20 protein-coding genes are annotated in these 16,794 nt (G+C 54.2%); 16 read left to right on the top strand and 4 right to left on the bottom strand.

The annotated features are described in order from the left end of the window. The 12 genes from ACZ439_RS02130 to ACZ439_RS02075 all read left to right on the top strand — a co-directional run bounded on the left by ACZ439_RS02130 (nucleotide 1) and on the right by ACZ439_RS02075 (nucleotide 11,097). Nucleotides 1-1,182, top strand: coding sequence for an endonuclease Q family protein (locus ACZ439_RS02130; RefSeq protein WP_464620571.1), 1,182 nt, complete (start codon nucleotides 1-3; stop codon nucleotides 1,180-1,182). A gap of 62 nt (nucleotides 1,183-1,244) precedes the next feature. Next, nucleotides 1,245-1,892 (top strand): stage II sporulation protein M, encoded by a 648-nt coding sequence (gene spoIIM / locus ACZ439_RS02125; RefSeq protein WP_127605451.1) that lies wholly within the window; start codon nucleotides 1,245-1,247, stop codon nucleotides 1,890-1,892. A 119-nt stretch (nucleotides 1,893-2,011) separates the two neighbouring features. Then, nucleotides 2,012-2,461: a ferric iron uptake transcriptional regulator gene (gene fur / locus ACZ439_RS02120; RefSeq protein WP_127605449.1), complete on the top strand. Its 450-nt coding sequence runs from the start codon at nucleotides 2,012-2,014 to the stop codon at nucleotides 2,459-2,461. Nucleotides 2,462-2,581: 120 nt separating this feature from the next. Next, the gene (ald, locus tag ACZ439_RS02115) at nucleotides 2,582-3,706 is read left to right on the top strand and encodes an alanine dehydrogenase (RefSeq protein WP_372812959.1); all 1,125 of its coding nucleotides are present in this window, start codon (nucleotides 2,582-2,584) and stop codon (nucleotides 3,704-3,706) included. A gap of 121 nt (nucleotides 3,707-3,827) precedes the next feature. Then, nucleotides 3,828-4,070, top strand: a complete 243-nt coding sequence (locus ACZ439_RS02110; protein ID WP_127605444.1) for a DUF4227 family protein — start codon at nucleotides 3,828-3,830, stop codon at nucleotides 4,068-4,070. A 174-nt stretch (nucleotides 4,071-4,244) separates the two neighbouring features. Then, a complete protein-coding gene (gene xerD, locus ACZ439_RS02105; protein ID WP_201318797.1) occupies nucleotides 4,245-5,144 on the top strand; it encodes a site-specific tyrosine recombinase XerD in 900 nt (299 codons plus the stop codon). Between the two features lie 118 nt (nucleotides 5,145-5,262). Beyond that, nucleotides 5,263-6,438 carry a phosphopentomutase gene (gene deoB, locus ACZ439_RS02100; protein WP_054795177.1) on the top strand — a complete coding sequence of 392 codons (1,176 nt, stop codon included), beginning with the start codon at nucleotides 5,263-5,265 and terminating at the stop codon, nucleotides 6,436-6,438. Between the two features lie 49 nt (nucleotides 6,439-6,487). Further along, nucleotides 6,488-7,315: a purine-nucleoside phosphorylase gene (locus ACZ439_RS02095; RefSeq protein WP_127605438.1), complete on the top strand. Its 828-nt coding sequence runs from the start codon at nucleotides 6,488-6,490 to the stop codon at nucleotides 7,313-7,315. Nucleotides 7,316-7,359: 44 nt separating this feature from the next. Further along, nucleotides 7,360-8,214 carry a purine-nucleoside phosphorylase gene (locus ACZ439_RS02090; RefSeq protein ID WP_054795176.1) on the top strand — a complete coding sequence of 285 codons (855 nt, stop codon included), beginning with the start codon at nucleotides 7,360-7,362 and terminating at the stop codon, nucleotides 8,212-8,214. 397 nt (nucleotides 8,215-8,611) lie between these two features. Further along, a complete protein-coding gene (locus tag ACZ439_RS02085) occupies nucleotides 8,612-9,019 on the top strand; it encodes a flagellar protein (RefSeq protein ID WP_127605434.1) in 408 nt (135 codons plus the stop codon). Between the two features lie 239 nt (nucleotides 9,020-9,258). Beyond that, entirely contained in the window at nucleotides 9,259-9,636 is a 378-nt protein-coding gene (locus ACZ439_RS02080; RefSeq protein WP_054795174.1) for a cupredoxin domain-containing protein, read from the top strand. Nucleotides 9,637-9,765: 129 nt separating this feature from the next. Next, nucleotides 9,766-11,097: a pyrimidine-nucleoside phosphorylase gene (locus tag ACZ439_RS02075; protein ID WP_464620570.1), complete on the top strand. Its 1,332-nt coding sequence runs from the start codon at nucleotides 9,766-9,768 to the stop codon at nucleotides 11,095-11,097. Here the strand turns inward: ACZ439_RS02075 and ACZ439_RS02070 are convergent. After that, the gene (locus ACZ439_RS02070) at nucleotides 11,069-11,260 is read right to left on the bottom strand and encodes a hypothetical protein (RefSeq protein WP_155614824.1); all 192 of its coding nucleotides are present in this window, start codon (nucleotides 11,258-11,260) and stop codon (nucleotides 11,069-11,071) included. The genes ACZ439_RS02075 and ACZ439_RS02070 overlap by 29 nt on opposite strands. 33 nt (nucleotides 11,261-11,293) lie before the next feature. On the opposite strand from ACZ439_RS02070, the gene ACZ439_RS02065 reads away from it, so the two are divergent. The 4 genes from ACZ439_RS02065 (at nucleotide 11,294) to sigF (ending at nucleotide 14,231) form a co-directional block, all read left to right on the top strand. Further along, the gene (locus ACZ439_RS02065; RefSeq protein WP_155614825.1) at nucleotides 11,294-12,472 is read left to right on the top strand and encodes a D-alanyl-D-alanine carboxypeptidase family protein; all 1,179 of its coding nucleotides are present in this window, start codon (nucleotides 11,294-11,296) and stop codon (nucleotides 12,470-12,472) included. A gap of 194 nt (nucleotides 12,473-12,666) precedes the next feature. Next, a complete protein-coding gene (gene spoIIAA / locus ACZ439_RS02060; protein WP_054795173.1) occupies nucleotides 12,667-13,020 on the top strand; it encodes an anti-sigma F factor antagonist in 354 nt (117 codons plus the stop codon). Further along, complete coding sequence (gene spoIIAB / locus ACZ439_RS02055) at nucleotides 13,017-13,463, top strand: anti-sigma F factor (RefSeq protein WP_127605428.1); 447 nt, start codon at nucleotides 13,017-13,019, stop codon at nucleotides 13,461-13,463. Before spoIIAA ends, spoIIAB begins: the two co-directional genes overlap by 4 nt. Nucleotides 13,464-13,475: 12 nt before the next feature. Further along, nucleotides 13,476-14,231: an RNA polymerase sporulation sigma factor SigF gene (sigF, locus tag ACZ439_RS02050; RefSeq protein ID WP_054795171.1), complete on the top strand. Its 756-nt coding sequence runs from the start codon at nucleotides 13,476-13,478 to the stop codon at nucleotides 14,229-14,231. Nucleotides 14,232-14,375: 144 nt separating this feature from the next. Here the strand turns inward: sigF and ACZ439_RS02045 are convergent, their stop codons facing one another. From ACZ439_RS02045 to ACZ439_RS02035, 3 genes are read right to left on the bottom strand one after another with little or no spacing between them, the layout of a single operon-like run. After that, entirely contained in the window at nucleotides 14,376-14,999 is a 624-nt protein-coding gene (locus ACZ439_RS02045) for an iron-sulfur cluster assembly protein (RefSeq protein ID WP_054795170.1), read from the bottom strand. Between the two features lie 15 nt (nucleotides 15,000-15,014). Further along, nucleotides 15,015-16,040 (bottom strand): amidohydrolase family protein, encoded by a 1,026-nt coding sequence (locus ACZ439_RS02040; protein WP_127605424.1) that lies wholly within the window; start codon nucleotides 16,038-16,040, stop codon nucleotides 15,015-15,017. A 50-nt stretch (nucleotides 16,041-16,090) separates the two neighbouring features. Beyond that, complete coding sequence (locus ACZ439_RS02035) at nucleotides 16,091-16,642, bottom strand: DJ-1/PfpI family protein (RefSeq protein WP_127605422.1); 552 nt, start codon at nucleotides 16,640-16,642, stop codon at nucleotides 16,091-16,093. Nucleotides 16,643-16,794: the final 152 nt, after the last annotated feature.

The following is a 16,794-nucleotide window of genomic DNA, read 5'->3' as shown; positions in this document are numbered from 1 at the left end:
ATGAGCCTGAACGCGTACTACGCCGATCTTCATATTCACATCGGCAGGACGGAAGCCGGTCAAGCGGTGAAGATCAGCGCGGCGAACAACCTGACTTTCTATAACATCGCACGCGAGGCGTCGGCTCGCAAAGGCATGGATGTGGTCGGCATTATCGATTGCCACTCGCCGGGGGTGCAGGCGGAGATGCTGCATTATCTGGACAAAGGGGATATGGAAGAGCTGAAGGAAGGCGGCATTCGTTACCATCAGACGACGATTCTGCTGGGCTGCGAGCTGGAGGTGCGGGATCCCGGGATGAAAGCCGCTCATCTGATCGCTTACTTTCCCGCCCTGTCGGACATGCAGGCGTTCACCGCCTGGCTGCGCAAGCATATGAAGAACGTGCAGCTCAGCTCGCAGCGCCTCTACGTTCCCGCCCGGGAGCTGCAGCGGGAAGTGATCGACCGCGGCGGGCTGCTCGTGCCGGCACACATTTTCACCCCGCACAAAAGCGTCTACGGCAGCTGCTGCGCGCGTCTGAACGAGCTGCTCGACCCGGACGGCATTGCCGCCGTCGAGCTTGGGCTGAGCGCCGACACGACGATGGCGGCTCACATCGGGGAACTCGACCGGTACACGTTCCTGACGAACTCGGACGCGCATTCCTTACCCAAGATCGGCCGGGAGTACAACAAGCTTCAGCTTGCGGAGCCTACGTTCACGGAGTTTCGGCAGGCTCTTGAAGGCTTGAACGGCCGCCGGGTGCTGGCCAATTACGGGCTGAATCCCCGGCTCGGGAAATATCACCGGACTTACTGCGGCAGCTGCGAGTCGATCATCGAGTGGGGTGAGTCTGTGGTCGAGCGCTGCATCTATTGCGGCAGCACGAAGATCGTTCGCGGCGTTATGGACCGAATACTTGCGATCGCGGACCGTGAAACGCCCCTTGCACCGTCCGGCCGTCCGCCCTATATCTACCAAGTGCCGCTTGAATACATCCCTGGACTCGGTCCCAAGACGCTCGCCAAGCTTCTTGACCGGTTCGGGACGGAGATGAACATGCTGCACCGCACCTCCTACCAAGAGCTGGCCGAAGCGGCCGGCGAATCGATCGCCGGCTATTTGCTTGCGGCCCGGACCGGAGAGCTTGAGCTCGAGACGGGCGGCGGCGGGAAATACGGCAAAGTAAAAACCGAATGAACGGCATAAAGCCCTTCCTTTGCGCATAGGTTGTACTATTCGGACAAGGGGGGCTTGGCAGCATGACGCGGAATCGCTCGCTCGAGCACTATATGAAGGAACATTTGTCGCTCTACATTTTCGTTGGCGTCATATTTGTAACCGGGGTTGTGTTCGGCGCCGTTATGGTGAACGCGCTGTCGCTGGAGCAGAAGCAGGAGATTACGCGATATTTAAGCAACTTTTTCTCGATCGTGGATCAAGGGATGCTGGTCGGCGAAGCGCCGAACTCGTTCAGAGAGACACTGTCTTTGCATATGAAGTGGGTGCTGATCATCTGGCTGCTGGGCATGTCGGTCATCGGGCTGCCGCTGATCCTCATCCTGGACTTCCTGAAGGGCGTATTGATCGGCTTCACCGTCGGGTATATGGTCGGTACCCTGTCGTGGCACGGACTGCTGTTCGCGCTCGTCTCCGTCGTTCCGCAAAACCTGATCGTCATTCCGGTCCTTATCGTATGCAGCGTAACCGCGATCGCGTTCTCCGTTCGTCTGGTGAAGAACCGGTTCATTCAGAAAAAAGGGGCGCTGTTCGAGCCGCTGCTGCGCTTCACCAGCGTTGCTGCGGCATCCGGGGTGCTGATGGTCGGCGTTGCACTGTTCGAGGCCTATCTGTCACCGGCTATGATGCAGTGGGTCACTCCGATGCTCGTGACGGTGGGTGCGGGCTAAAAGACGTTTGACTTTCCTGTATTTCTCCTCCTATAATGTAAGCATAACGTTATCATTAGCGAATCCGCGCCATTGGAAGGCAGCCTAAGCGGATTGATGGCAGCCGTAGGGGGAGGAGCATGGAATCTCGCATTGAAAAAATCAAACAACAACTGCAATCGCAGGGCTATAAATTGACACCTCAACGCGAAGCGACGGTACGGGTTTTACTTGAGAACGAAGAGGATCATCTAAGCGCCGAGGATGTCTTTATGCTCGTCAAAGATAAAGCTCCCGAGATCGGTCTTGCCACCGTTTACCGCACGTTGGAGTTGCTCAGCGAATTGCATGTCGTGGAGAAAATGAACTTCGGGGACGGAGTTGCCCGTTACGATCTGCGCAATGAAAGCACTCATCATCATCATCACCATTTGATTTGCGTGCAATGCGGAACGGTGGACGAGATTATGGAAGACTGGCTCGGGGAGCTGGAAGAGCGGCTTGAGCGGGATTACGGCTTCCAGGTGCTGGATCACCGGCTTGACTTTCAAGGTATTTGTCACCGGTGCAAGGGCAAAAACAAATCGTAAACAAACAAACCTTCGGCTTGATTATCAGCAAGCGGAGGTTTTTTTGCATGCTTGTTTCATGAATATGCGATCTTTGGCACACGCTAAACCTGGGATAGACTAATGCGGGAGGCGATGGAGATGATCATCGGAGTTCCGAAAGAGATAAAAAATAACGAAAACCGGGTCGCCCTGACGCCCGGAGGGGCGGCGATGCTGACGGCAAACGGCCATCAAGTGTTGATAGAAGCGGGCGCAGGCGCAGGGAGCGGCTTCACGGACGACGATTACGCCAAGGAAGGAGCCGAGATCGTTCCGGAGACGGCGGACGTCTGGGGTCGCGCCGATATGATCATGAAGGTCAAGGAACCGCTTCCGAGTGAGTTCGGGTATTTCCGCGAAGGCTTAACGCTGTTCACGTACTTGCATTTGGCGGCCGAGCCTCGCTTGACGGAGGCGCTCGTCCAAAGCAAAATGACGTCGATCGCTTACGAAACCATCCAACTGCCGAACGGCGGCTTACCGCTGCTGACCCCGATGAGCGAAGTGGCCGGACGCATGTCGGTGCAGGTCGGCGCGCAATTTTTGGAGCAGTTTTACGGCGGCAGGGGCATCCTGCTCGGCGGCGTGCCGGGCGTGCCGCCGGCGGATGTGATCATACTGGGTGGCGGCATCGTCGGCACGAACGCCGCCAAAATTGCGCTCGGGATGGGAGCGAACGTCGTTGTGATCGAACGGAGCGCGGAACGTCTGCGCTACTTGGATGACGTCTTCCACGGCCGCATCCGGACGCTGATGTCGAACCCTTACAATATTGCCAATGCCGTCCAGAAAGCCGATTTGTTGATCGGCGCCGTCTTGATACCTGGCGCGAAGGCGCCGAAGCTTGTGACGGAAGACATGGTCAGAACGATGAAGCCCGGCGCTGTTATCGTCGATGTGGCTGTCGATCAGGGCGGATCGATCGCGACGGTGGACCGGGTGACGACTCATAGCGAGCCGACCTACGAGAAGCACGGCGTGATCCACTACGCAGTCGCGAATATGCCGGGAGCGGTGCCGCGGACGTCGACGCTGGCGCTGACCAACGTGACGATTGCCTATGCGATGGAGATCGCCACCAAAGGCGTCATGCGCGCCCTCTACGCCAATCCGCCGCTTAAGCATGGCGTAAACACCTATCAGGGGCATGTGACCTATGCGGCGGTGGCCGAAGCCGTAGGCCTGCCTTATACCGGGCTGGACGCGCTGCTGCCGATCAGTTAAGCGAGTGGCCCGTTTCGGCCGCCGGTTCGACATAAATGACGACGAAAGATCATAGCCTACTCTTAGGAGGCGTCTTTCGGCTTGCGAAGCCGGACAACCGTCTTCAGAAGGAGGGAACGCTGTGATCTTTCATTTTCGTATCGGCAAGTGGATCGAGCGGCTGCGCTTCGGGCTGCTTTTTGTCGTGTTTACGTTTGCGCTGTATCATCTGCTGCTGATCGTCACGCAGGTGATGGAGCCTATGCCGAAATACAAGGAGCCCGTAGGACGAGCGGTCAAGGTGTTTCAAAGCGACTCCGCGGTTGCCGTCAAGCCGGAGGGCATGGGGGACAGATTGAAGCTTTTTTATTGGATCGGTGAATAAAGGCAGGAAAACGCCCCTTTTGCGTTGAAATTAGTAACAATCGCCATTGGCGCACGAGGATAAACGGCCACGCCGTCCTTGTATGAATAAGGACAAAGCGTTTGTCAAGGTTGATACGCCGTATAAGCCCGTACTTATGCGTCCTTGTCAACACATAAAAGGGGATTTGCAGGCATGAGAGAGCAATTGCAGTCATTCATTCGTTTTTTGTGCGACGAGCGGGGACTGGCGCCCAACACGCTGGATTCATACGAGCGCGACATTATGCAGTACCTGGACTATTTGGAAGAGTCCGGGGTCGGTTCGCTTGCCGAAACCGGCAAGACGAACTTATCCGGCTATATGCTGCGCTTAAAGCAAAAAGGGAGAGCCGCCGCAACGCAAACCCGCAGCATCATTTCGATTCGCGCCTTCTATCAATTTTTGGTGCGGGAACGGCGCATCGACCACGATCCTTCGCTCCATCTGGAGACGCCGAAGCTGGAGAAAAGGGTGCCTAAAGTGTTGACGGTGCAGGAGATCGGCAGGCTGCTCGATGCTCCGCAAACGGGCTCCCCGAGCGGGATGCGCGATAAGGCGATGCTGGAGGTGCTGTATGCGACGGGAATCCGCGTTTCCGAGCTGATTTCGCTGGATGTGGCCAGCGTGAATCCGGGCTTGGGTTTCATCCGCTGCGTCGGTACAAGCAAGGAACGGATCGTTCCGCTCGGCCGCATCGCCTCCGATTATGTTCAGGCTTATATCGACTCGATGCGGCCGAAGCTGCTGAAGCCGTCCAAAGTCGAAGAGGCGCTGTTCATCAGTCACCTCGGAAGCCGTATGACCCGGCAAGGGTTCTGGAAAATTATGAAGCGTTACGCGCAGGAAGCGGGGATCGAGCAGGAAATAACGCCTCATACGCTGCGTCATTCCTTTGCAACCCATCTGCTGGAGAACGGGGCCGATCTTCGCTCCGTGCAAGAAATGCTCGGGCACGCCGACATCTCGTCCACCCAAATTTACGCGCAAGTGACGCGGGGGAAGATGAAAGAAGTTTACGACCGGACGCATCCCAGAGCGAAAATCGAATCCTGATCGTCACCCGTTCTCTCAGACCGAAGAACGGGTTTCTTGTCGGTTTCGCGCTTTGCAAAAGCAGCAGCGTTTTGCGATAATAGCCGTAGGCTTGTAGCGATACTGGGAGGTGCTGCCATTGACATTCAAACGGATTTGCCTAATCGTACTCGACAGCGTCGGCATAGGAGAACTGCCTGATGCGCCGCGGTTTCAAGATAGCGGTGCACATACGCTCGGCCATATCGCGGAGCGGGTTCCCACGTTACACCTGCCGCATATGCGCAAGCTCGGACTCGGCAATATCGCCGAACTTACCGGCATAGAGCCAACCCATACGCCGCAAGGCTATTTCGGCAAAATGGCCGAGGTGTCCGTCGGCAAAGATACGATGACCGGTCATTGGGAAATTATGGGATTGAAAGTCGACATTCCGTTCAACGTCTTTCCGGACGGATTCCCTCCCGAATTGATCGAACGATTCGAGCAGGAAACCGGCCGTAAGGTGATCGGCAACAAGCCGGCCTCCGGCACGGAAATATTGGACGAGCTTGGCGCCGAGCAAATGGAAACCGGCGCTTGGATCGTTTACACGTCGGCGGACAGCGTCTTCCAGCTTGCCGCTCACGAAGAGGTTATCCCGCTGGACGAGCTGTATCGCGCTTGCGAGATCGCCCGCCGCCTTACGCTGGAAGATCCATATGCCGTCGGACGCGTCATCGCCCGTCCGTACATCGGCGAGCCCGGCGCGTTCAAACGTACGCCGAACCGGCACGACTATGCGGTGAAGCCGCCGGCGCCGACGGTTATGAACCGGCTGAAGGAAGCCGGGCTCGACGTGATCGCCGTCGGTAAAATCAACGATATATACTCGGGTGAGGGCGTGACGTCCGCGCAGTCGACGAAGAGCAATCTCGACGGCATCCAGAAGACGATCGAACGTTTGCTGGAGCCGTTCCGAGGCTTGTTATTTACGAACCTGGTCGATTTCGATTCGTTGTACGGACACCGGCGCGATCCGATCGGTTATGCGAGCGCGCTGAACGAATTCGACGAATGGCTGCCCAGGATTATGGAGCAAATCGGGGAAGAGGATCTGCTCATCCTGACGGCGGATCACGGGAACGATCCAATTCATCCCGGTACGGATCATACGCGGGAATACGTGCCGTTGCTGGTGTACAGTCCGGCGTTCAAGCAGCCGGATTCGCTCGGCGTGCGCGCTACGTTCGCCGATGTCGGCGCAACGGTCGCCGATAACTTCGGGGTACCGCCGACAGGGAACGGACAAAGCTTCTTGCAACAGCTGCGTTGATTCAAAAACAGGGTTATTCAGGGTTATTTATGAAGGGAGCCGATTCATCGTGCAACAAATACCTTTGCTGCAAAATATTAAAGAGGCCGCGGCTTACATCCGCGAGAAATACCCGGTGACGCCCGAGGTCGCCCTTATTCTCGGTTCGGGTCTCGGCGTATTGGCCGATCTTGTCGAGGATGCGGTTACGATCCCGTATGAAGAAATCCCGAATTTTCCGGTGTCTACGGTGGAAGGACATGCCGGGGAGCTGCTGCTGGGCACGATCGGCGGACGGCATGTACTGCTCATGAAGGGCCGGTTTCATATGTACGAAGGATACGGCGTGGACACCGTATCGTTCCCGGTGCGCGTCATGAAGGAGCTCGGCGTGCAGAAGCTGCTTGTCACGAATGCGGCGGGGGGCGTGAACACGTCTTATAGCCCGGGCGACTTGATGATCATTCGCGATCATATCAACTTCACGTTCCGCAACCCGCTGATCGGACCGAACTTCGGGGAGCTTGGCGTTCGGTTCCCGGATATGTCCGAGGCGTACAGCCGCAGACTTCGCGAAGTGGCGAAGAGCGTTGCCGCCGAGCAGGGGCTTACGCTGCAGGAGGGCGTATACCTCGGCCTGCTTGGCCCTTCCTATGAGACGCCGGCTGAAATTCGCATGATCCGGACGCTCGGCGGAGACGCCGTCGGCATGTCGACGGTGTCGGAAGTGCTGGTGGCGCGTCATGCAGGCATTGAGGTGCTGGGTTTCTCATGCATCAGCAACATGGCCGCAGGCATTCTCGACCAGCCGCTGTCGCACGAAGAAGTAATCGAAACGACGGAACGCGTAAAGCAAACCTTTTTGAAGCTGATCATGGGCATTATCCCGAAGATGTGAGTTCCGGTTAGGCTCGCGACAAAATTCGAAAAGGAGTGGAGAGCATGGACTCGGATTATGTTCAGCACATTCAGGAAGCCGCACAATGGATCAGCGATCAAATCGATCGGCGTCCGCTTGATATCGGGATGGTGTTAGGTTCCGGGCTAGGGGATTTGGCGCATCAGGTCGAGCATCCGGTGACGATTCCGTATGACCGGATTCCGCATTTCCCGGTATCGACCGTGGAAGGTCATGCCGGTCAATTCGTGATCGGTCAATTGGAAGGAAAATCGGTCATCGTCATGCAGGGCCGTTTTCATTATTACGAAGGCTATTCGATGAAGAAGGTCGTTTTCCCGATCTATGTGATGAAGCAGCTCGGCGTGCGATCGCTGATTATCACGAATGCGGCGGGGGGAATGAACCGTGAGTTCGCGGCGGGGGATTTGATGCTGATTTCCGATCACTTAAATATGACGGGTGATAATCCGTTAATCGGCATCCATCACCCGGAGCTGGGGGTTCGCTTCCCCGACATGTCGCAAGCCTACAACCGCGAATACCGCCAGCTCGCTAAACGTATCGGCGAGCAGTTGAGCGCGGAGCGGGGCGAGCCGATACGGCTGCAGGAAGGCGTATACGCCGGCATCAGCGGACCGAACTATTTGCCCCCTGCCGAGTTAACGATGCTCGCGAAGCTCGGAGGCGACGCGATCGGCATGTCGACCGTCGGCGAAGTGATCGCGGCCAGTCACGCGGGGTTGCGCGTGCTCGGCATCTCGTGCATCACCGACATGGCGATCGGCGAGGAGCTGGAGCCGTTAACGCATGAGCAGGTAGTAGCCGTGGCCAATCGGACGAAGCCGGTGTTCATTGAACTGGTGAAGCGGTTTGTGAAAGAAGTCGAGCTGTCTTAGGCCGCGCTAACGAATTCAGCACAAAGGACAAAAAAACACCCGATTCCTGCGATACTGCGGGAATCGGGTGTTTGTCGTGCGGCGCGTTCGCCGTTACTTTGATTTTTTGGAGCCTTTATCGCTGGTGCGGGTCGTCGTGTTCTGATTGGCGTGACCTTGTTGCTTGTCGGACATCGGGAAAACACCTCCTCAGGCGATGTGCTGGTTCAGCAGCATTCGTATTATGCGTTTCGCTTGCCGTTTTATTCGAAAAGAGCGTTTTTTTTTCTATTTAAACGGGAAAAAATCTCTATTTAAATTAGGTCGTATGTGCTATTATTAGGAATAAAGAACTATTATTGTATATATTGATCTTAGTACGGAAGTGTGACGCCAACCAGGGGAAGGATGCCGGGATATGACCATGTTAAAAGTTGCGAACTGCCCCAAATGCGGTAAAGTGTTTCAAATGAATTTGCGAAGCCTCTGCCAAGGCTGCCAGCGCGAATTAGACAGCGAGTTTGATCAATGCAGCGCCTACCTGCGGGATAACCGGAAAGCTTCGACAGAGGCGCTCAGCGAAGCGACAGGCGTTCCCGTGCAGCGTATTTACACGTTTATTCAAGACAACCGGCTGCCGGTTTCTTTTTACCCGGGCCTGACCTATCCTTGCAAATCTTGCGGTTCGCCGATTCGTCAGCAGAAGATGTGCACGCCGTGCCGGGTTCGGATCATCTCCGACGTGAAGGATTTGGAGAATCGGGAGGCAAGAGCCAGAGACAGGGGTGCCGGGTTCCAAATTCGCGAACGATTTTCCCGGGTCTAGCTGAATAACAATCGAACACGCTCTGTCCCCGGACAGAGTTTTTTGTTGCTGTTCGGAGCACTTTGTCGTTTTGTGCAAGATGTGCTAAAATGTCTAAGGAGCCGGATGAGCGTCCAACAGGAATAATTTTGTCACAAATTTTTCACCTGAAGGTCGTCAAAAGGCATGTGTAAAGCGGTACGGATTATGTACAATAAGCCTATATGTCATAACGGTCTTAAAGTAAGGGGGGAATACCTATGCAAAAGTGGATCATGTTTTCACTGTTCATCGTCGCCTGTCTCCTCGGTACGGGAGTATTGTTCCAAAATATTTCGGTGCGTCAAGCGGAGATGGCGAAGGAAGAAGCAGCCGGTCCTACTTTGAAATTCGTGGCTACGAACTACAAGTTCGACCAAGCGGAATACAAAGTGAAAGCCGGCGAGAAAGTGACTGTCTCCTTGTTGAATAAGGAAGGTCTGCACGCGATGGAAGTCGTGGGTACAAGCGTGAAGCTCGATAACAACACCAAGTCGATGGAATTCACGTTCGACAAGCCAGGCGAGTACGAAGTACACTGCACGCTGCCGTGCGGTCCGGGTCACGCCGACATGAAAACCAAATTGATCGTGGAGTAATCCGCTTACGATCAACCGCTTATCAGGAAAGAGGAAGCTTGCGGCCACGGCCGGGCTTCCTTTTCTTTTTTTGCCGCGCGGCCTATAATACAGGGAAAACGATTCGATTTGGCGAAGGGGTGCTGGTCAATGAGGACAGTCGATATCATACATAAGAAAAGAAACGGGGAAGCCTTGTCGCGTGAAGAAATCGATTTTCTGATTGCCGGGTATGTGCAAGGCGACATCCCGGATTATCAGGTATCGGCTTGGGCGATGGCGGTATATTTTCAAGGGATGAGCGCGCGGGAAACGGCGGATTTAACGATGGCGATGACCCGTTCGGGCGATCAGGTCGATCTGAGCGGCATACCGGGCCTTAAAGTCGACAAGCACAGCACAGGCGGTGTGGGCGACACGACGACCTTAATCGTAGCCCCGCTAGTGGCTGCGGCCGGCGTGCCGGTGGCGAAGATGTCGGGCCGCGGCCTCGGGCATACGGGCGGGACGGTCGATAAGCTGGAGGCGATCCCGGGCTTTGCGGTCGAGCGGACGAAGGAGCAGTTTCTGCAGCAGGTGCGCGACATCGGCCTTGCGGTCGTCGGTCAATCCGGCAATATGACCCCGGCGGATAAGAAGCTGTACGGACTGCGGGACGTGACGGCGACGGTAGATTCGGTCCCCTTGATTGCAAGCTCCATCATGAGCAAAAAAATTGCCTCCGGCGCCGATCGCATCGTACTGGACGTGAAAACGGGCCGGGGGGCATTCATGAAAACGTTGGACGATTCGATCGTCCTGGCACAGGCGATGGTCGATATCGGCACGGAAATCGGGCGGGATACCTTGGCTGTCATTACGAATATGGACGAACCGCTCGGACCGTCGATCGGCAATGCGCTTGAAGTGCTGGAAGCGATCGAGACGCTGCGCGGCGAAGGTCCTGCGGAATTAACGGAGCTGTGTTTAGTGCTGGCCGCGCATATGATTGTGCTTGGAGTCCAAGCGTCTTCGTTCGCGGAAGCGAAGGACACGGTGGAGCGGCTGCTGCACAGCGGCGCCGCCTTGGAGAAGCTGCGGCAGTTCATTGCCGTTCAAGGCGGGGACGCTGCCGTGGTGGATGAGCCGCAGCGGCTGCCGCAAGCGGCTTACCGCGTCGCGGTGCCGGCCCCGCAGGACGGCTATGTGGCGCGAATCGATGCTGAATCGCTCGGCGTGACGGCGATGATGCTCGGCGCCGGTCGTGCCACCAAGGAGGACCGGATCGACTTGGCCGTCGGCATAAAGCTGTTCAAGCGCGTCGGCGACCGGGTGAAAGCGGGCGAGCCTATCGCCGAGCTGTATATGAACCGCAGCGAGCCGGAGGAGACGCGGCGGATGTCCGAGCGCACCGTATCGGCGTTCGCCTTCTCGGAAGCGCCGGTAGACCGCTTGAAGCTGATTTATGCCGTGGTTACGAAGGATGGCGTGCGTTATTTGTAAGGGGAAACTCCGGGGCCGGTTCCGGCTCATCGGCAGGGTACATACCGATTCCACAACAGAAAATGGGTTCTTTAAGAGTCCGGGCTGATTTTGCCGGGCTTTTTTGTTCGTTCATGGAATATTTCTCCGAAATAAAGTCAACAATAATTACCAGCACTTTCAAAATTTGCTTCCTTCAGGAGGGGTAGAACAGGTTATGACGAGCAAATGGTTCAAAATGGTCATCAGCACCTTGTTGATGCTGATGCTGGCTGTGCCGACGGCATGGGCCGAAGAGAAACCTGCCGAGAAGCCGGTGGACTTGGCGCCGAACGCTGCTTCCGCCGTTCTGATCGACGTCGATACGGGTACGGTTATATTCGATAAAAACAAAGACGCCAAGCTTCCCCCGGCCAGCATTACGAAAATTATGACGATGCTGCTCATCATGGAAGCGCTGGATCAAGGAAAAATTAAAATGGACGAAAAAGTACGGACGAGTGAATATGCGGCCTCCATGGGCGGATCGCAAATTTTCCTCGAGCCGGGCGAAGAGATGACCGTTCAGGACATGCTCAAGGGGATCGCGATGGCTTCCGGCAATGACGCCTCCGTGGCCATGGCCGAGAAAATCGGCGGTTCCGAAGAAGCGTTCGTACAGATGATGAATGCCAGGGCGAAAGAGCTCGGCATGAACAACACGCACTTCGTCAATCCGAACGGATTGCCTGCGGATAATCATTACTCCTCGGCTTACGACATTGCCTTAATGTCGCAAGAGCTGCTGAAGCATGAGGAAATCACGCAATTTACCGGTCAGTATCAGGATTACTTGCGCAAAGAGACGCCGAAGCCGTTCTGGCTCGTAAATACAAACAAGCTCGTCCGATTTTATTCCGGGGCGGACGGTTTGAAAACCGGGTATACGAGCGAGGCGAAATTTTGTTTGTCGGCTACGGCCAAAAGAGACAATCTGCGCGTCATATCGGTCGTCATGGGCGAGCCGAACACGAAAACGCGGAATGCGGAAGTCACGAAGCTGTTCGACTTTGCGTTCTCGCAGTATACGAATCTGCCGATTTACAAAACGGGCGATACGATCGGCGAAATGAAAATCGCCAAAGGCGAAACGCCGGTGATCCCGCTGACGGCCAAGCATTCGTACTCCCTGCTGCTGAAGAAGGGCGAGGCGGCGGACGGCATCCGTCATGAAGTGCAGCTGCTCCCGCAGCTGAAGGCGCCGATTACCGTCGGACAACCGATCGGCAAGCTGGTCGTGTACAAAGGCGACCGGATCCTGAAAGAATTTGAGCTCGAATCACCGGTCGCGGTCAATAAAGCGGGATGGTGGACGCTGACTAAACGTACGGCCAAACGATTGTTTTTCTTCGATTAACGATTAACGAAACCTTCAACGAGAATCCCCGCACAAGGAGCAGATATATGCCGGCGGGGATTTTGTTTACATCGGTGCACTTTCTGTCGCTTTACTACTAGTTCTGACGTATTTCTTCTAGTTTTGTCGGGGGGGAAGGAAATGGTTTCCTCCGCGTAGAAAAGAGAGGTTATGAACGGGAAGGAGTGAACAGCGTGAGCTTACAAATCGAACTGGAGCATTACCGCAACGCTTTGATTGTCCGGCTTACCGGTGAACTGGATCATCACACCGCCGATACGGTAAAAGCGAGGATGGAGGAAGCGATTCTAAGAGGTCACAGCGCCCATATCATCCTTAGCCTGAAGAACTTGACATTCATGGACAGCTCCGGACTTGGGGTCATCTTGGGACGGTACAAGCAGATTACGGGCCGGGGCGGCAAGATGGTCGTCTGCGACGTCAATGCGTCGGTGTATCGTTTGTTTGAAATGTCGGGTCTTTTCAAAATTTTGTCCATCCAGGAAAATGAAAGACAAGCGATCCAAAGTTTGGAGGTCGTATCATGAGTGAACGCAATTTCATGAAACTGCAGTTTGCCAGCCGCTCTGAGAACGAATCGTTCGCCCGCGTCACAGTCGCCGCTTTCGTCTCCCAGTTGGATCCGACTCTGGAGGAGCTGACCGATATTAAAACCGTCATCTCCGAAGCGGTGACGAATTCGATTATTCACGGATATGACAATCGCCCGGACGGAACGGTAACGATTACAGCCCAGATCGACGGTGACACGGTGTTCATCTCCGTCGAAGACCAAGGGGCCGGCATTGAAGATTTGGATTTGGCCAAGCAGCCGTTATATACATCCAAGCCGGAGCTCGAGCGCTCGGGCATGGGATTCACGATAATGGAAAACTTTATGGACGAAGTCGAGATCACAAGCGAGCTAGGCGCCGGCACGTCTATCCGGATGAAGAAGCGAATCGAGTCGAAAAAAGCATTGTTCAATTAGGGGTCTGATGATATGGATGTAGATTTGAAGCATGCCTCCCACAGCTATTTGGACGATTCCGAAGTCAAGCGTCTGATCGCGTTGAGTCAATCCGGCGATGCGCTCGCGCGGGAGACGCTTGTCAATTGCAACATTAGGCTCGTCTGGTCCGTCGTTCAACGCTTCTTGAACCGGGGTTATGAAGCCGAAGATCTGTTTCAAATCGGCTGCATCGGATTGTTGAAGTCGGTCGACAAATTTGATTTATCGTATGACGTGAAATTTTCTACCTACGCGGTGCCGATGATCATCGGCGAAATTCAACGGTTCTTGCGCGACGACGGCACATTGAAGGTAAGCCGCTCGCTGAAGGAACTGGCGAACAAAATCCGCAAGACGAAGGATGAATTGGCCAAGCGCAACGGCCGTCTGCCGACGATCAAGGAAGTCGCCGAAGAGCTGGGCATTTCGCCGGAGGACGTCGTGTTCGCACAAGAGGCCAACAAGCCGCTTTCTTCGATTCATGAAACGGTGTTCGAGAACGACGGGGATCCGATTACGCTGATGGATCAGATCGCCGACGAGGGCCAGGAGAAGTGGTTCGACAAGCTGGCCTTGAACGAAGCGATCGGGCTGTTGAGCGAGCGGGAACGGTTGATTGTATATTTGCGCTATTTCCGCGATCAAACCCAATCGGAAGTGGCAAGCAGGCTTGGCATCTCGCAGGTGCAGGTATCGCGCCTGGAGAAGAAAATATTGCAATCGATCAAAAATCAGATCGCCCAGTAGCGAAGCACGCAGCAAAAAAGGAGCGGCTGAGCCGCTCCTTTCGTTTGGGGAACCAAGATGGCGCGTCCGGTGATCTTTCCTTGATGAAGCAGTTTGAGTACGTCATGGAGTGGAGGATGACTTTCCCGCGGGCATGGAGCTCCCTTAACGGATACAGCTCGTTGTAGTTTCCGACCAGGCTGCCGACGATACGGATACCGCGCTGCTTTCAATGGTAGAGTCCTCCGGCTCGTTGACATACCCGAATTCCTCACGAATGCTTAAATAACGTTCGGCCAGCGCCTTCTTATCCGACTTCAAAGCAAGATGGTCTGCTACATCGCGAAGGGTCAAATTCAGAATCGCTTGATGATCGAATCCTTCTCGAATGAAGTGCTGGAGCAGCTTTTCTTGACGGACGATGAAAGCTTTAACGCGAAACGTTCTGCGCAGTCCGTCCAGTTCTCCCGTTGCCATATCCGGGAACGCTTCAGCGAACGATTTGCCCGTATTCACCCCGTCGTTGACTTCGGCCGAGGCGCAATGGTCTTCAAGGCTGACGATGATGGATTTGACCCAAGGAAGCTCTCCGACCCGGTCGCGGATGTCTTCCGCCATCATATAAGCGAAGTTCGTCGAACACCAATAGGTGGGCAGACAGAATGACACTTTGACATGAGATTCCTCAATGATTACTTCGTTGATAAAGCCTAGCTCGGGCAGCGATTGATCAAGTTCCGGGTCAATGACTAAGGCTAACTTGGCAAAGACTTCTTCCTTCTGCTGCATAACTGCTCCTCCTCATCACGATGAGCTGTGCACAGCGAACTGGTCATTCGATAGTTTGGCTTTCATAGCTTCAATATCGATACCGTATAATCGGGCGGTGTTCTCGGCCAAAATTTTCTTTTTGACCGCAAGACTTAACTGAGCACCGGTTTCTTTCTGAAGATCTTCCGGAAGTTCAAAGTCCATGAATTTCTCAACGAGCCAGCCCGGTTCCCAAAGCGCATAGTCGCTTCCAAATAAGATTCTGTCCTCACCAACCCAGAAGAGCAGTTCACTGATGATTTCCGCAAAATACCGGGGGCGGGAATGAAGGAATGGCATGATGACGGCTAAACCCGCGTAAACATTGGATTCTTGTGTGGCGATCCAACAAAAATCCTCGATTCGCGGAAGACCGCAGTGTTCTACGATAAAATTTAAACCTTGGAAGTTAGAAGCCGCTTCATCGATATCCGCCACATCAAACGCGTCTTTGTTAAGCGGGGTAATCGTAGGCCCTTTGTGAATGTGAATATTGACAATGCCAAGCTTCTCGCATTTTTCCAGGTACCGTTCTGTCCAGGGATCCGTTAGTTTGTAGCCTTTGGAAGTACCCCGCCATTCGGCTGTATATAATTTCGCTCCAATGATGCCGTGGGTTTCAACTAAATAATCAAGATACTCAAGTCCCCGTTCCCCATCGCGCGGGTCAAAAGAGCCGTTGCTGATAAAGCGCCCGTCGTATTGCTTGGCGAGCAACGCGTTTTTCTCAATATCGCCGAATGGTTCTTTATAAAAATCGGTTAAATAAACCGGCTGAAAAATCGCCATGTCTACATGACCTTTCACAAACATATCCTGAATCAGCGTATCGGCATCGTATTTCTGGAATTTTTCCTTCGGCCATCGATACTCGACCGGACTATGTTTCTTGTGGTAGTCATAAAAGCAATTGATAAACTCAGCGCCGTGTCTGTTCCGCTGGTTTTCCGTACTTCCGTTCCACAGCGCAATGTGACTGTCAATAACGAAAATTTCTTCACCGTTTGCTGCTTTAATCATGCTTATCAACCTCCAGGAATGAAATGATTAAACAAGAGCCGGCTATCGGTTTACCCTCGAAGCAAACGAATAAATTCCCTCATATAACCAGGATGATCGATCCAGGCGCGGGACGTTACGAAATTGCCGTCCACGACAACCTCTTCATCTACAAATGTAGCTCCGGCCGCGATCAGATCAGGCTTCAATGACCAAAAGGCAGCGCATCGACGCCCTTTCAAGTGACCGAGCGGAAGGAGGGCCAAGGCGGCATGACATTCAAACGCTAACGGTTTACGGGTTTCCACAAAATGATTCACCAACGGAATGAATGCGCTGTCATTTCGGATATGCTCAGGTGCGCGTCCGCCGGGTATAACGGCACCATCGTAGCGCGAAGGGTCGATTTCACTAAACGCAAAATCAGCCTGCACCCGGTACCCGTATTTTTCCGTAAATGTATCGATGCCGGGTTCAAAATCATGGACGACGGTTTGGATCAATTTTTGGGTTGGTGCCGCAATGTCAACAGTGTAGCCTTCCTCCTTAAGACGATGCAGCGGATACAGCACCTCTAACGCTTCTGCCATATCTCCTGTGAGAATCAACACGTTCTTCGCCACTTCTTAAATCCTCCCTTTTCACATGAATCAATCTTATTTGGTTCGGACGAGCCTCTGTTGAGGATGGTACGATCCGACATCGATATTCTTAGCAAAAATCATGCCAAAACAAAGTCCACTCCTCAATTTTTAATAATTTCTAAATAAAAAGA

The sequence above is a fragment of the Paenibacillus sp. JCM 9796 genome, assembly GCF_055379675.1.
Note: the sequence above shows the minus strand (reverse complement) of the source record. Positions and strands in the feature narration are given on the sequence as shown.

Bases quoted from the DNA above. Each gene is read 5' to 3' on its own strand.
- fur (WP_127605449.1), top strand. From the start codon at position 2,012: ATGGAATCTCGCATTGAAAAAATCAAACAACAACTGCAATCGCAGGGC.
- ACZ439_RS02080 (WP_054795174.1), top strand. From the start codon at position 9,259: ATGCAAAAGTGGATCATGTTTTCACTGTTCATCGTCGCCTGTCTCCTC.
- spoIIAB (WP_127605428.1), top strand. From the start codon at position 13,017: ATGAGTGAACGCAATTTCATGAAACTGCAGTTTGCCAGCCGCTCTGAG.
- ACZ439_RS02090 (WP_054795176.1), top strand. From the start codon at position 7,360: ATGGACTCGGATTATGTTCAGCACATTCAGGAAGCCGCACAATGGATC.
- ACZ439_RS02045 (WP_054795170.1), bottom strand. From the start codon at position 14,999: ATGCAGCAGAAGGAAGAAGTCTTTGCCAAGTTAGCCTTAGTCATTGAC.
- ACZ439_RS02075 (WP_464620570.1), top strand. From the start codon at position 9,766: ATGAGGACAGTCGATATCATACATAAGAAAAGAAACGGGGAAGCCTTG.
- spoIIM (WP_127605451.1), top strand. From the start codon at position 1,245: ATGACGCGGAATCGCTCGCTCGAGCACTATATGAAGGAACATTTGTCG.
- ald (WP_372812959.1), top strand. From the start codon at position 2,582: ATGATCATCGGAGTTCCGAAAGAGATAAAAAATAACGAAAACCGGGTC.
- ACZ439_RS02065 (WP_155614825.1), top strand. From the start codon at position 11,294: ATGACGAGCAAATGGTTCAAAATGGTCATCAGCACCTTGTTGATGCTG.
- xerD (WP_201318797.1), top strand. From the start codon at position 4,245: ATGAGAGAGCAATTGCAGTCATTCATTCGTTTTTTGTGCGACGAGCGG.
- ACZ439_RS02085 (WP_127605434.1), top strand. From the start codon at position 8,612: ATGACCATGTTAAAAGTTGCGAACTGCCCCAAATGCGGTAAAGTGTTT.
- ACZ439_RS02130 (WP_464620571.1), top strand. From the start codon at position 1: ATGAGCCTGAACGCGTACTACGCCGATCTTCATATTCACATCGGCAGG.
- ACZ439_RS02040 (WP_127605424.1), bottom strand. From the start codon at position 16,040: ATGATTAAAGCAGCAAACGGTGAAGAAATTTTCGTTATTGACAGTCAC.
- sigF (WP_054795171.1), top strand. From the start codon at position 13,476: ATGGATGTAGATTTGAAGCATGCCTCCCACAGCTATTTGGACGATTCC.